At 63.9% G+C, this 13,920-nt stretch carries 16 protein-coding genes; 9 read left to right on the top strand and 7 right to left on the bottom strand.

What is annotated here, in order from left to right:
• Nucleotides 1–12: 12 nt before the first annotated feature.
• Together LF41_RS04495 and LF41_RS04500 are read right to left on the bottom strand one after the other, a co-directional pair.
• Nucleotides 13–234, bottom strand: a complete 222-nt coding sequence (locus tag LF41_RS04495; protein ID WP_036166544.1) for a hypothetical protein — start codon at nt 232–234, stop codon at nt 13–15.
• Nucleotides 231–1,244, bottom strand: coding sequence for a nuclease-related domain-containing protein (locus tag LF41_RS04500; RefSeq protein WP_152599884.1), 1,014 nt, complete (start codon nt 1,242–1,244; stop codon nt 231–233). Before LF41_RS04500 ends, LF41_RS04495 begins: the two co-directional genes overlap by 4 nt.
• Before the next feature lie 161 nt (nt 1,245–1,405).
• Between LF41_RS04500 and LF41_RS04505 the strand changes: the two genes are divergently transcribed.
• Entirely contained in the window at nt 1,406–2,254 is an 849-nt protein-coding gene (locus LF41_RS04505) for a hypothetical protein (protein WP_036166547.1), read from the top strand.
• 88 nt (nt 2,255–2,342) lie between these two features.
• Here LF41_RS04505 and LF41_RS04510 read toward each other — a convergent pair whose 3' ends face one another.
• Together LF41_RS04510 and LF41_RS04515 are read right to left on the bottom strand one after the other, a co-directional pair.
• Nucleotides 2,343–2,813, bottom strand: coding sequence for a hypothetical protein (locus LF41_RS04510; RefSeq protein ID WP_036166550.1), 471 nt, complete (start codon nt 2,811–2,813; stop codon nt 2,343–2,345).
• Nucleotide 2,814: 1 nt separating this feature from the next.
• On the bottom strand, nt 2,815–3,207 hold the full coding sequence (locus LF41_RS04515) for an SRPBCC family protein (protein ID WP_036166553.1): 393 nt from the start codon (nt 3,205–3,207) through the stop codon (nt 2,815–2,817).
• A 202-nt stretch (nt 3,208–3,409) separates the two neighbouring features.
• Here LF41_RS04515 and LF41_RS04520 point away from each other — a divergent pair, with 202 nt between their 5' ends.
• Together LF41_RS04520 and LF41_RS04525 are read left to right on the top strand one after the other, a co-directional pair.
• Nucleotides 3,410–5,371, top strand: a complete 1,962-nt coding sequence (locus tag LF41_RS04520) for a hypothetical protein (protein ID WP_036166556.1) — start codon at nt 3,410–3,412, stop codon at nt 5,369–5,371.
• Nucleotides 5,372–5,411: 40 nt separating this feature from the next.
• Nucleotides 5,412–5,969, top strand: a complete 558-nt coding sequence (locus tag LF41_RS04525; RefSeq protein ID WP_036166559.1) for a YaeQ family protein — start codon at nt 5,412–5,414, stop codon at nt 5,967–5,969.
• Between the two features lie 10 nt (nt 5,970–5,979).
• Here LF41_RS04525 and LF41_RS04530 read toward each other — a convergent pair whose 3' ends face one another.
• Nucleotides 5,980–6,741, bottom strand: a complete 762-nt coding sequence (locus LF41_RS04530; protein WP_084073382.1) for a potassium channel family protein — start codon at nt 6,739–6,741, stop codon at nt 5,980–5,982.
• 223 nt (nt 6,742–6,964) lie between these two features.
• On the opposite strand from LF41_RS04530, the gene LF41_RS04535 reads away from it, so the two are divergent.
• From LF41_RS04535 to LF41_RS16025, 6 genes are all read left to right on the top strand, one after another.
• Nucleotides 6,965–7,774 carry a type I restriction enzyme HsdR N-terminal domain-containing protein gene (locus LF41_RS04535; protein ID WP_036166563.1) on the top strand — a complete coding sequence of 270 codons (810 nt, stop codon included), beginning with the start codon at nt 6,965–6,967 and terminating at the stop codon, nt 7,772–7,774.
• A gap of 98 nt (nt 7,775–7,872) precedes the next feature.
• On the top strand, nt 7,873–8,967 hold the full coding sequence (locus LF41_RS16020; protein WP_052116139.1) for an RHS repeat-associated core domain-containing protein: 1,095 nt from the start codon (nt 7,873–7,875) through the stop codon (nt 8,965–8,967).
• Nucleotides 8,968–8,981: 14 nt separating this feature from the next.
• Entirely contained in the window at nt 8,982–9,236 is a 255-nt protein-coding gene (locus LF41_RS04545) for a hypothetical protein (protein WP_152599885.1), read from the top strand.
• Nucleotides 9,233–9,727, top strand: a complete 495-nt coding sequence (locus LF41_RS04550) for a hypothetical protein (RefSeq protein WP_036166568.1) — start codon at nt 9,233–9,235, stop codon at nt 9,725–9,727. The genes LF41_RS04545 and LF41_RS04550 overlap by 4 nt, the downstream gene beginning before the upstream one ends.
• 95 nt (nt 9,728–9,822) lie before the next feature.
• Nucleotides 9,823–10,305: an energy transducer TonB gene (locus LF41_RS04555; protein WP_036166571.1), complete on the top strand. Its 483-nt coding sequence runs from the start codon at nt 9,823–9,825 to the stop codon at nt 10,303–10,305.
• A gap of 132 nt (nt 10,306–10,437) precedes the next feature.
• On the top strand, nt 10,438–13,059 hold the full coding sequence (locus LF41_RS16025) for a M14 family zinc carboxypeptidase (RefSeq protein WP_052116140.1): 2,622 nt from the start codon (nt 10,438–10,440) through the stop codon (nt 13,057–13,059).
• Here LF41_RS16025 and LF41_RS04565 read toward each other — a convergent pair.
• Both LF41_RS04565 and LF41_RS04570 read right to left on the bottom strand, forming a co-directional pair.
• The gene (locus LF41_RS04565; RefSeq protein ID WP_036166574.1) at nt 13,056–13,427 is read right to left on the bottom strand and encodes a hypothetical protein; all 372 of its coding nucleotides are present in this window, start codon (nt 13,425–13,427) and stop codon (nt 13,056–13,058) included. The two genes, LF41_RS16025 and LF41_RS04565, sit on opposite strands and share 4 nt — an antisense overlap.
• A gap of 75 nt (nt 13,428–13,502) precedes the next feature.
• On the bottom strand, nt 13,503–13,877 hold the full coding sequence (locus LF41_RS04570) for a hypothetical protein (RefSeq protein WP_036166577.1): 375 nt from the start codon (nt 13,875–13,877) through the stop codon (nt 13,503–13,505).
• Nucleotides 13,878–13,920: the final 43 nt, after the last annotated feature.

The raw sequence follows: 13,920 nt of genomic DNA on the forward strand, positions 1-13,920 counted from the left end.
TCGGTAGCGAACCTACGTGACTTTGTTGGCACGCTTGCTTCCAAAAAAGTAGAAACTCCCCACGATCACCACCGTCTGCACCACCGCCAACGGCGGAAAGAACAGATGCGTCGCCGTCCATGCCAACGACAACACCAACGCAATCCACATCGCAGTGCGGCCGAAGCGGCTGGCTGCGTACATGATCCCGACGAACAACAACTGATACAGCACCACTGGGATGGTCAGGATCATTGGGTGTTCCGGTGGAAGAGGGCGCTGGTGCCGCACTCGGCGCATTCGCGGAAGAATTCGAGCTTCTCCTTGCGCAGCCGCGGTGCGTGGCCCGGGGCGCACTCGAACTTGATGCTCGTGTTCGTCTCGCACGCGTCGCACTTGAAGTAGTAGCCGAAGCGCCCGTGGAGGATCTCTCCCTTCGCAGCATTGCAGGCTTTGCACGCGGGTCCAGCGATCTGCTCCACCGGGTCCGACGCTACCTTGTTTGAGGCAACGGGAGGCGCGACCGTCGGCGCCTGGCGCTGCATCGGCACATGCTGCGCCGCTAACTGCCGTGCGAGCTGTTCCAGCGTTTCCGACGACACCACCTTCGCCAGTCGCAGCAGGGCTCCCGAGTCCAGGTCCTTCTCGATGAAGGCCTTCAACTGGTCGGCCTTGATGACGCGCGAGGTGTCGAAGCGCTTCGGTCGGTCGACACGCGCACTGGGCGCGACCAGCACCATGTTCACGAACGAAGGCGACAGCGTCAGGCCCATGCGCACGGGCAGGTCCAGGTCCGCCATGACGTCGCGCAGCACCGAGATGTGTCGGTCGTTCTGCGCCAGGGGCGAGGGCATGCCTTCGAACGTCTTCTTGTATCCGTTCCAACGCAGAAACTCGCCGTCGTCGGTGATCTTCAAACCGTCGCGGAAGTGCTTGGACTCCAGGACATAGACCTCGAGCATCCGGTTGATCAGCACGTGGTCGACCTGTGCGACACGCCCATTGCGCTCCAAGCGCAGGTCGTGGAGGACAGCCCAGTTGCGACCGCTGGCGAAATCGAAGTCGATCAGGTACGCGGACTCAGACTCACCCTTGAGCCCCGCCTTGCGGATACGCAGTTCTTCGGCGGCGCGCTTGGCCTCAGGCCCTTGGCCGTTCGCAGTGTGTTCGAGCTGCGCGATGAAAGCCGACTGGTCGTCGGCGGATTTGATCAGCACTTGGTGTTCCCCCCCCCCCCTGTCGCAAGCATAGGTCCACTCGTGCAAAACAGTCTATTCGCCGAGGTTGGTGAATTGTGGTCACCACGATGTTCGACCGGGGCTCGGACGCTTAACTATCCAATTGCGATTGCCCTCTACTCGCGGCGTTGATAACAGCTGCGATCCGTGATCAGATTCTAGCCAAGCCTTGGAGGGCCGCTGTACCCATGCCTGACAAAGACGATTATTTCGATGGTTTCGGAAAGCCGGTTCTTCGAACTTCCTATTGTGCGTTTCTCGATGTCTTGGGCTACACCGCGCGAGTACTCGCTAGTGAAAAGGAAGGGTCCGGGAACGCGCTCCTTCAGGAGTTTCATGGCGTTCTGTCTGAGCGCGTCCAGGAACTGAAAGACGAATCGAGCGATTCACTGCTGTACTTCAAGTCGCTAACCGACAACGTTATCTTGGCGCATCCTCGGTTTAGCGAAGATATGGAGTCGGAATTCGCTTTCATCTTGTGGTCGCTGCGCCGCTACCAGTTCCAGATGGCCAAGAAAGGTTTTTTTATTCGAGGAGGACTCTCCGTCGGCGCACTCTTCGTGGACGAGAACTCCGTGTACGGCCCCGCGCTGATTGAGGCCTATCACCTAGAAAACAAGGTTGCGGTGAATCCGATCGTTGTTCTCTCGGATGACGCGATGGGGTTGTCGCTGCATCACACGGGCTACTATGCAGGCGAGTCATCGCCACAAGAAGAGGACATTCTCGTTGGAGCAGATGGTCGCTTTTTTCTTAACTATCTAGTGGAGTGCGTCGACGACTCAGACTTTCCCACAGTGAACTGGGCTGACCTGCTGCTCCATAAGACTCAAGTTGAGAGCGCGCTTAACGAATACAAAGGAGACCTGCACGTATTCGCGAAGTACGCGTGGCTTGCCGCGTACCACAACTATTTTTGTGAGAGTAAAAAGCATCTTGTCGGATATAGCGACCAAGTTAAGATCAGCAGTTCGTTGGCCGCGACATCTTTCAGGAGATTGTCACAAGTAAAGGCGAAGAAGGCAGGGAAGGCTTAGGTTGGCGCTAAATGTGTTCAACCCTCCAGCGGCGAGGAGGATCAAGCTTCTCCATTAGTTCCATCGTCAGCGATTTCAGCGTGTTTCCTCATTCCCCAATATTCAAATGCGGCCGCATCTCGATGTTCTTCCCAGTGCACACGGGCGTCTGATTGGTGGACGTCACCGGGTGCGCGTCAGGCACGATGTCCTTCTCCGAGTGCACGGTCATCTCGCCGGTGTCTTCCGATACCGAGTAGGCCAGGCGGCTCTCGATCAATGTCCAGTCCGGCGGCACGGGCAGGGTGATCTTCAGTTCGTCCTGGAATGCGTGCACGGCGGCCACGTCGGCGGGCCAGTGCTTGTTCTCGCAGTAGTAGATCGCTGAGACGAAGTTCAGGACCATGTGCTGGTGCACCACGGTCATGATCGCTTTCTGCTCGGCTGTCTCGTCGGCGGCCCACGTGGGCAGGACGGTCAAGGTCAGAAGGGCGGCGAGTGCCCCGCGCAGTCGATTCATGGTGTCCCCTGTGATGGCGTTCGTGCCGATCCGCCACGTCCCCCGACGCGGCAGGGCCATTCTAGCCCTCGAGCGTGTCCTTCATGATCGCCAGCCCTTGCTCCATCAAGTCGTCCACCATCGTGGCCAGCTCGTTGGGCAACAGGTCGGCGATCCAGACGAGCCGGGTGAGCCCGGCGCCTTCATCGAAGACTTGCAACGAGGCGTTGTAGTGCTTGAACTGCCCGCCGACCGCGGCCCATGCGAGGCGGTGTTCGTTGTCGTCGATGGCGATGATGGGCTCGCGCACGATCATCCCGTTCGCGAACGTCACGATGCGGGTGTCGCCGTCGAGCTTGCAGTCGGTGAGCAGGCCGGGGACCAGGCGCTCGTGGACATTGCCGACGTCGCGCACGGCCGCCCAGACGTCGTCGGGGCTTGCGACGATCAGGACGTATTTCTGGATCGATGCCATGGCGGGACTTCAACTACGCCCTTGTCGTGGCGAGGGCAAGGACCAACCGGTTGAAACGCAGCGGTACCGCCATTCCTGCACGACCGGTCATACGCTGAATGCCGGGCCGTTGTTGAACTTTGTTCACCCCTGACCGCCACCGGAAGTGCGCGGCGTTGGGCTGGACTGCGTGCGACGGTTTCGCGCGCGACAAGGAGTGGACATGAATGGCTTCAAGCGCGCTGCGTGGGTGTGTGCATTCACGGGCCTGGTCGGTGCTGTCGCGTTCGCGGCGTTGCGCGACGACGGTGGCGACACGTCAGGTGTTGCGAAGCACGCAACCGCATCTGCGCCGCGCGCCACTGTCGCGAAGCCCGTCAACGGCCCGATCATGGAGATCCTGAGTTCGCCGACAGGCCCGCTGTCCGTCGAGCCGACGGTGCCGCGCCCCGACACGAAGCCCTGCGTCGTCACGCTGCTCTCCAACGAGAACCTGATGGCGTACCCGTTCTTCGATTACTCCCCGCCGGCCGCGTGCCCCGGGCCGTGGGCGAAGATCGTGTTCGAGATGGACATGACGCATGTGCGGCGCACGGGCACGGTCGCCAATGTCCGGGTGGCGCTCGACGGCGGTGGCGAGTTCATCGGGTCCACGTTCTACTCGCGGCGTTGGGATTTGTTCGTCGGTGCGCCCCAGATCAGCGCAGCGACGGGGCGGTGGCACGTCGAGCGCGATCTCACGCATTACGCGTGGCTGCTCGCCGAGCCGGAGGAACTCACCGGCGGCGCTGAGTACACGTGGGACAACAGTGGGGTAGGCGTCGATGACGACGAGGTGCTTGGCACGGCGCGTTTGCTGTTCTATCCGCCGAGCCCCACGCAGCCCGCGCCGCGCGTGCCGGATGCCGTGTTGTCCGACGGCTTCCCCTACAACATGCCGCGCAACATCGTGCGTGCGTACGTTGAGGTGATCGCGCAAGGCCTGGACTCCTCGCCCGAGACCAGCGATCGCTTCTGGTACACGTGCTTGCCGGATCGTGCGTTCGTCATGCATCCGGGATTGCGTAATCCCTTCGCGATCAGCGATGACTGGGGCGGCACGCTCAGTAGCTCGCCCATGGGCTGCGGTGGGGGCAGTTATCGCCAGGTGGTCGTCGAAATCGACGGCGTGCCGGTCGGCACCGCACCGCTGATGCCGTGGTTGCCGAACAACTTCCATCGGCGCTTCCCCAACACGCTCGATCCGCCGTTGCCCGGCGTGCAGGCGCTCAACTTCATTCCCTACCACGTGGATGTCACGCCGTTCGCGGCGTACTTCAACACGCCGGGGCGCCACATGCTGACGTTCCGGATGATGGGCGATGCCACGGGTCCGTTCGCGTCGCACCAGATGATCAGCGGCAAGATGTTCATCTATCGCGATCCCAAGCTCGTGGTGGTGCCGGGCGCGATCACGGCCTACGCGATGGAGCCGGCGCTCGGGAGCCCGACGGGGTCGATGGAATTCACGCGCACGGGCGACGTGCTACGCGGCACGGTGGTGACGCGTAACGACCGGACATGGATGACGGAAGGCTACGTCGATACCAGCGACGGGCGCATCACCACGCGCGTGCAGCAGCGCAATCGGTTCGACAACCGGCAGCAGATCACCGTGGAAGGCGATACGTATCCCAACCACCGCGGCTACATGCAATTCCTGCAATTGCAGAATCGCGTCGACCAGGTGCGCGTGAGCGTGCACGGGGCGGCGGTGGTGGCGGCCGATGCGCGCACGCTGTCGCAGCCGTTGCAGTTGTATTACGCGATGGCGGGCATCATGGAGCCGACGGAGGAGGGCGGCTATTGGTCGGTGAATCAACGCGGCGTGGCCGCCGTCGACCAGGCACGCGATATGCGCGCGGAACATTGGCGTGGCGCGACGCGCTATTCCAGCGCGCTGCGCGATCACTTCTACGCGCAGCGGTATCGCAACTTCCTGACGAGCACGGACACGGCCTGGCGGAGCCAGCGCGACTACGCGTTCATCGATTCGCTCGCGAGTTGCTTCACCGCGCGCCGTGAATCGACGATGGGCGTGTTGACGCTGTCCACGACGGGCGTCGGCTGCCCGGGCGGCGTCAACGACGTGATCTGGCACGCGCGGCCGGATGGGTCGCCGGAGATGATGGGGCGGGCGGAGTAGCGTCTAGAATGCGCATCCGTCTTTCCCTTCGAGGTTCCCCATGGCGCTCAAGGCCACCGTCGTCAAGGCCGAGCTCCAGCTCAGCGACCTCGACCGGCACCACTACGGCTCCTATCCGCTCACCCTGGCCCAGCATCCGTCGGAGACGGACCAGCGGCTGATGGTGCGGTTGGTGGCGTTCGCGTTGTTCGCCGGCGAGCGCCTCGAAATGGGCAAGGGCCTGAGCAACGAGGAAGAACCCGATCTATGGCGCCGCGATTACACCGGAGACATCGAGTTGTGGATCGACCTCGGCCAACCCGATGAGTCGCGCATCCGCAAGGCCTGCGGGCGCGCGCGGCAGGTGGTCGTCATCAACTACGCGGGGCGCGCCGCGGATCTGTGGTGGGAGAAGATTTCCGGCGCGCTCGGGCGTTTGGGGAATCTCACAGTGATCGACGTCGACAGCGCCGCAGTGGATGCACTCGCCGCGATGATGGAACGCAACATGCGCTTCGACGCGGTCATCCAGGATGGCGAATTGCAGTTCATGCACGACAAGGGCGCGGTGGTTGTGCACACGCGCACGCGGATGGGGCCGGCTGCGCGGGCGGCGTGATCGCCGCGCGCTACTCCGTGTTCCGGCGCTTCGCCGCGAACGCTTCCGAAAACGCGCCCGCCAGGATGCCGGTCGGCATCGCGATCAATCCGATACCCGACATCGCGGTCAGGCCGGCAAACACCTTGCCCCACGCGGTGTGCGGGACCACGTCGCCGTAGCCGACGGTGGTGAGCGTGCACACCGACCACCACAATGCGCGCGGGATGCTGCCGAAGGCGTCGGGTTGCAACTCCGCTTCCACCGAGTACAGCGCCGCCGCGGAAATCAGGATGACGCTGCCGGCGAGCGAGATCGAGAACAACAGTTCGTGCCGGCGGCTGTAGATCGAATCCAGCACCAGCCGCATCGCCATCGAGTAACGCACGAGCCGCGAGAGTGCGAGCAAGCGGAACAAACGCAGCAGGCGGATGACAAACGACTGCGAACCCCATCCCGCGAAGAAAGGCGCGATGGACAGCAGGTCGAGCAACGCCATCGGCGTCACCGCGTAACGCACGCGTCCCTGGAGGCCGGCGTAGCGCGGGTCTTCGCCGACGGACCACAGGCGCAACAGGTATTCGGCGGCGAACCAGGTCGCGAACGCGAGTTCGATCGGTGAGATCCAGCGGCCGACGCGCGCCGCGATGTCGGGCTCGGTGATCGCGATGGCGAACCCGACGGAGAGCAGGATCATCGCGGCGCTGAAGCGCTGCGCCCACGTGAGTCGGCCGGGCAGGCTGCCCGAGAGGCCGGCATGAATGCGCGCCCGGAAATCTTCTACAGCAATCATTGAATCCCCCGGGCGTTGAACGGCCCGATCCAATTCTATATGCCGCACAGGTCACCTCGAGACCGAGGGTCACCTCACTCACATGAGGAGAAGAGTCGCCCGGTCTGGAGAGGGCGCGGCGTGCCTTAGACTCTCCTCGGGGCTGTGAAGTGTCGGCGGGCGGTGACCGCTTCGCTTCGAGAGTCGCGTATCGATTACCGCATGCCTTAACAGGGGGATTCAAATGGCTGTCGTTCCGAAGAAGGTTGCCGAGCGTCTGGTGGCCGGCATCAAGCGCTACCAACCGATTCTGTCCGCCGCGAAGGCGCGCGATGTTGGCGAAGCCGACACGGTCACCATCATCAAGGACATGCTCGCGGACGTGTTTGGGTACGACAAGTACTCCGACGTGACGTCGGAGCATTCGATTCGCGGGACCTACTGCGACCTCGCCATCAAGATCGACAACCAGCTGCAGACGTTGATCGAAGTCAAGGCGATCGACATCGAGCTCAAGGATCAGCACGTAAAGCAGGCCATCGACTACGCCGCGAACCAAGGCGTGGACTGGGTGCTGCTGACCAACGGCATCGTGTGGCGCGTGTATCACCTGATCTTCGCCAAGCCGATTGACCAGGAACTCGTTCTGGAGATCGACTTCTGCAAGTTGAACGCACGAAACGCCGCAGACATCGAAATGCTGTTCCTGTGGTGCAAGGAAGGTTGGCAGCGTTCGGTGCTTGGCGAATACCACACTCAGAGGCAGGCGCTCTCGCGCTTCTTCGTCGGTGCGATGCTCCAGAGCGAAACCGTTCTCGACGTCGTCCGTCGCGAGTTGCGTCGCGTTTCTCCGGATGTGCGCATCGATACCAACCAGATTCGGGAAGTCCTCGTCAACGAAGTCATCAAGCGCGAAGTTCTGGAAGGCGAGAAGGCTGATGACGCGCGAAAGAAAATCGCGCGTGCAGCTAACAAGTCATTGCGAGCGGCCAACTCCAAGGCCGACACACCTGCGGTCGAAAAGGCAAAGGTTGCTGACGGCGCTACGGAGTAACCGCTATTGGTGGGGCGGCCCGGGGAGGCGGCTCCATCCCGACATCCAACGACACGATCCGCTACACCTACGACGCGCTCGACAACACCGAAACGCTCGTGGCCCCGGAAAGCGGCGCGAGTGCGGCGCGCGACTTGCGGTATTGCTACCACAAGGAGTCGTACCTCTACGACGCGCACGGGTTCCGGGTGCAGAGCACGTCGCCCGCCGGCAGGATCTTTTCGGTGTACGGCCAGTCCGGCGAATTGGTGTTCCAGCGCGACGAGCGCACCGGCACCAACAAAGCGTACGTGCATCTCGCCGGGAGTCTCGTCGCGACGCGCGAACAACCGCTCTCGGACGGCGCGCCCACACTGAAGTACCACCACACCGACGCGCTCGGGTCGCCGGTCCTGGTCACGGGATTGGGAAGGGAAGTCCTCGAACGAACCGAGTACGAACCCTACGGCCGCGTCCTCAACCGTGCGCGGACAAACACCCCGGGATTCACCGGCCACGTGGAGGACGCCGACACCGGGCTGACCTACATGCAGCAGCGGTATTTCGACCCGGTCATCGGGGGATTTCTCTCAGTCGATCCAGTCACTGCGTATTCCAATGGCGACTGGCGCTACCTGACCCGGTACGCGTACGCGTACAACAATCCGTACAGGTTCACCGATCCGGATGGGCGGCTTGCGATCCAGATTGCGGGTGGTGTTGCCGGGGCGCTTATCAGTGGTGGCGCGTCCTTCCTGAAAGGCAATGATTCGGGAACGATCTTCCGGGACGCAATGGTTGGCGGCGCTGTGGGAATGCTTTCGACTATTCCTGGTGGGGGTGCCATTGCCGCGGGTGTCAGGGCTGGACTGGCTTCTGGCGGTGGCGACGCGTTCACGCAGGCGATGGACAAAGGCGTGGCGAACGTCGATCTGAAGCAGTCGGCGAAGGAGGTCGTTGTCGGCGGTCTTACCGGTGGCGTCGCAAAGGGCTCCGTCGACAAGCTGATTCCCAACCGGGGCATTCCTGGGCTTCCAAGCAGTCATCCCTTGGTACGCGAGGGTCGCGCGATTGCCCAGGCTGGGTCCGAAGCGAGGGATTCCGCGGTACGCGACGCTGCGGAGGTTGCTGGTGGCGCTGTGATCGGCGGGTCTGTCGCCGGGACGAGAGCGGCGTTGTCGGACGAGTCGCCACCATCCGTCAAGAAGGACTAGTGGAGCAGCTACATATGCGCACGAACGATCCTTGGAAGGTTCACGGGTACTTCTTCTTTGCGTGCTTCGGCATCTTCATGGCCGCAATAGGCCGATTGTTCACACGGCTGATGAATATCCCCCCAGACGTGCCCGTCATCGAATATCTGCCACCTGCGCAGCAAATAGTTTTCCTGCTTCTGCTCGGAGTCAGTGCTGCGATGTCGTACCTGCTTGCACGCATAGCCTCGCTGGCTTTCCACAACCTGATCGACTATTTCAAGAAATGACGCAAGGAAAGAACCTCGACCGCGACTTCCTCGCCGCCGCCTGCGCCACCCCATGGTCCTGGGTCGACATCGCGGGCGCCGAAACCATCGGCAAGGGCCACAACCTGATGCGCGCCAACCACGTGCACGTCATGTGCCCAACGCCGTTCGTTCTCGCCGCATTCTCGGTGCGCGAGCCCGGGCGGTGTGAGCGCCATGGCATCCGGCTGATCCGCGATGCCGACGAGGTCGATCAGTTCCTGCGCGCCCCGTGGCGCCCGCACTACCGCTCGCACATGGTCTCGCTGGTCGACTCAGCGCACGACGGCTTCGCCGACTTCATGGATTTCGGCAAGACCTACTCCGTGCTGCGCAAGCGTGTCGCATCGCGCGGGCTCTCAACGGCCGAGCTCGAATACGGCATCGTGGTGCGGGGGCGTCAGAAGCGCGTCGCGGTGTACGCGGATGTCATCGTGCCGATGCGCGTTTGCGTCGCCGTGGATGAATATTGATTCGCAGACGATTCCTCGCCTCGCGGCGGCGCAATCCAATCATCGCAAACGCATTTCGAAGCGATCATGCCGGCCCCCTCAAGCTGGAGTTCGTCATGCGCCGCAATTGCATTGTTGCCTGCGCTGCACTGCTGTTCGCATCCCCCATCGTCGCCCACGCTGAAAAGATCGGTCGGTGGGAAGTGATCGATACCGGCAAGCATCGCCACACGTTCAACGCTGCCGGAGTGCTGACGATGGAAGTGCGCATCTCGCCGGATGGCCGCATCCTCGAGGCGCATCCCGCGCAATGCACGGTCACCGCGCGCAAGCCTGGTGTGCCGTACTTCAAGATCTGCGCGATGTTCGAGCGCCACGCAGCCAAGGTCGCTCGCAAGTGGAAGGCCGAGTACCGTCCGGTGCCGGGCGAGGCGATGCCCACTGTTTCGGAGAACGCCACGATGCCGATCGCCTTCCGCATCGGGAAGCGGGGGCGCGACCAGGAAGGCGAGGTGCGGGCGGCGTGGCGGACGGCGTACGAGTCGCCTTATCGCGCGGCGCCTTGGCACGGCGAGGAAGAGCTCGCTTCGCGGGATTGACCGCGCTGCCAGTCGAGGGTCCTCTCCCCCGATTCCCCGTGCCGCGGGGGAGGGGCCCAGCAGGCGCTTTCACCCCAGCTTGGCAAGCTCAGCGGAACAGTACGGGCTTTCCTATCCCCGGAACCTCCCCGCATGCCGGCTCGATTCCCCCGCCGACACCTCCTTGCCGCTCGCCTGGCGGCGGCCCTGGCCCTGCTTCCGGCGGTCGGTCTGCTGACCGCGGCCACGCCGGTCGACCGCTTCGCCGGGGACCCGGATCGCGTGGTGCTGGTCACCGTGCACTGGGCCAATCGCGCGCAGTTGCAGCAGATCGCGGGCCGATTCGAGCATTTGCGGATCGATGAGAAGCAGCGAACGGCCGTGGTCGAGGCCAACGCGGCGGACCTGGCGATGCTGCGCCGCATGGGCCTGCGGGCCGAGATCGACGATGCCGCCACGCAGAAACTGCGCAAGGGCGAATCGCAGATGGCCAAGGCGTTGTCGGGGCAACTGACGACGGCCAACGCCATCCCCGGATTCGTCTGCTACCGCACGGTCGAGGAAACCTATTCGACGATGGACCAGTTGGTGGCGCGCGCGCCGTCGCTGGCGAGCGTCGTCGACATCGGCCCGACGTGGTCGTGGGCGAAGACCGGCGGCGCGCAGGGCTATCGCATGCGCGTGCTGCGTTTGAACAACGCCGCCACCGATGCGACGGTGCCCAACAAGCCGAACATGGTGGTGCTCGCCGCGATCCACGCCCGCGAGTACACGACCGCCGAGCTCACCACGCGCTTCGCGGAGTGGCTGGTCAACGGCTACGGCACGGACCCAGAAGCGACGTGGATGCTGGACAACTTCCGTTTCCACTTCCTGCTGCAGGCGAACCCCGACGGCCGCAAGAAGGCCGAGTCCGGCATCTCGTGGCGCAAGAACACCGACACCGACAACGGCGCGTGCAGCGCCAATGCCTACGGCGTGGACTTGAATCGCAACTTCAACTGGCAGTTCGGCAACGTGCCCAACGGGTCGAGCCCCGAGCCGTGCGATGCGACGTATCGCGGGCCGGGCGCGCAATCCGAGAACGAAGTGCAGAACGCCGTGCGCTACATCATCGGCACGCCAGGCGCGGGCGGGACGTACAGCGGCGGCATCCTCCCGGACCGCCGCACCGACACGGGCACGGCGCCGGCGGATTACCGCGGCATGTTCCTCGACATCCACAGCTTCTCGCAGTTGGTGCTGTGGCCGTGGGCCGCCACCAATACCGCCGCGCCGAACATGCCGGCGCTGCGCACGTTCGGCCGCCGACTGGCGTACTTCAACAACTATCGCCCCGTGCAATGGACCGGCCTGTACCTGGCCGACGGCACCAACACCGACACCGTCTACGGCGTGACCGGTGCGCCGAGTTACACGATCGAGTTGGGCCAGGAGTTCTTCGAGGATTGTTCGACGTTCGAGTCCTCCACGTATCCGCAGAATTTCAACGCGCTGAAGTACGCCGCGCGCAACCTGATGAACCCGTATGTCTCGCCGGGTGGCCCGGATGCGATGGCGATGGGCGCGTCTGCGAAGTCGATCGAGCGTGGCGAGTCGTTCGCGGTGTCCGGTTGGTTCGATGACAGCCGCTACAACCAGAACAACGGCGCCGAGGCCGTGCAGAACATCGCGAGCGCGACTGCGTGGCTGGACGCCGCGCCGTGGACCAGCGGCGCGGTGCCGATCGCGATGCGGGCGAGCGATGGTGCGTTCGATACGTCGCGCGAGCAGGCGGTCGTCAATATCGATACGAGCGCGCTGTCGTACGGCAAGCACGTCATCTACGTGCGCGGCACCGATGCGTCGGGCACGTTCGGCACGCCGAGCGCGATCTATTTCAGCGTGCGGCGCCGCATCCCCGACGACGATTACGACGCGGATCGCCGCGCGGACTTGTTCTGGCACAACGATTCCACCGGGCAGAACACGATCTGGCGCGCAGGCAGCAATGGTGCGCAGATCGCGGTGACCACCACCGCGGGTGGTTGGCGCTTGGCGGGGCAGGGCGATTTCGACGGCGACGGCGTGTCGGATCTGTTCTGGCGCAATTCGCAGACCGCGCAGAACGTGATCTGGCGCTCGGGCAACAGCGCCGCGCCGATCGCGGTGGGCGCGGCGGGCGGCGGTTGGGAGCCGACGGGCTTCGGTGACTTCAACGGCGACGGGCGCACCGACGTGCTGTGGCGCAATAGCGCCAGCGGCGCGGGGACGATCTGGCGTTCGGCGAATGCGAACACGCAGCAGGCGGTCGCACCGGTGTCCAACGGGGCGTGGAAGGTGGTCGGCGTCGGCGATTTCGATGGCGATGCCGAAGCCGACATCCTGTGGCGCAACACGAGCACGGGCCAGAATTCGATCTGGCGCTCGGGCAACAGCGCGACGCAGATGGTGGTGTCGAGCGTGTCGAACCAGGAATGGAAGGTCGTGGGCGTCGGCGATTTCGACGGCGACGGCGCGTCCGACATCCTGTGGCGCAACAGTGTCGGCGGGCAGAACACCATCTGGCGCGGCGCGAGCAACGCCACGCAGATCGCGATGGCCGGCGCCGGCCCCGCATGGCGCGCGGTCAACGTCGGCGACTACGACGGCGACGGCATCGCCGATATCGCGTGGCGCAACCCGCAGACGGGGCAGAACCTGATCTGGAAGCGCGGCTCGAGCGCGACGCAGCAGGCGGTCGCGCCCGTGGGCGGTGCGTGGACGATCGGCCCGTACGAAAACCAGGTGTTCTAAAGGGTTCCCTTCAGCCACGCCAACGCGGTGGCGCGGTCATGGAAGCGGCGGATCACGAAGTGGCCCGCCGCGCCGGCTTGTTGCATCGGGTCTTCGTAGTCGTCGGGCGGATTGAGCAGTGCGATGCGCGCACCGCGCGGGAAGGTGGAGGACATCCATGCTTCGCGGACCGCGTCGGCGTGTTCGTCGTCCACCGGCGAAGTCGGCTGCGAACGCGTGAAGTCGATCAACAACTGCTTGACCCATCCATCGCGCAGGCGATGCTGCATTTCGTGGATCGCACGCACGCGGACGCGATGATCGATTTCGCCGATGTAGCAAACTTCGAACAGCGTGGCGTCGTCGGAAAGGCGGAGCAGGATGGTCATCGGGTCGATGGTGGGCCGGGTGGACTGAACCTCTCCATCTGACGCAAGCGGCAGGTGGCAGCGGCCATTGCGTCGTTACAACCGACCCCGCAACCATGCGAGCGCATGCCGCCGATCGCGAAAGCGCCGGCCGACGAAATGCGCGGACACACGGCCGACCTGGATCGCGTCGTCGTCGTACTCGCCCGGCGGATTGAGGAAGGCGATGCGCGCGCCGCGCGGATATGTCGCGCGCGCGAGCGTCTTCCGGAATTGTTCGACCTGCTCCGGATCCGCCGGCTCGACGGGCCACGCATCGGAGAAGTCGATCAGGATCTGCTTGACCCATCCATCCTTCAGCCGCCGCTGCGCCGCTTCGACGGCGCGCGTCCGCATGGCGTAATCGAGCGGCCCGACATAGCGCACCTCGAACAGGCGCGCGTCGTCGGAGAGTCGGAACTGGATCGTCATGGCGCGCGGATGGTAACGCGCGGTTCCCTGAAGCCGCCCATGT

It is taken from the genome of Lysobacter dokdonensis DS-58 (assembly GCF_000770795.1).
Taxonomy (GTDB): Bacteria; Pseudomonadota; Gammaproteobacteria; order Xanthomonadales; family Xanthomonadaceae; genus Noviluteimonas; species Noviluteimonas dokdonensis.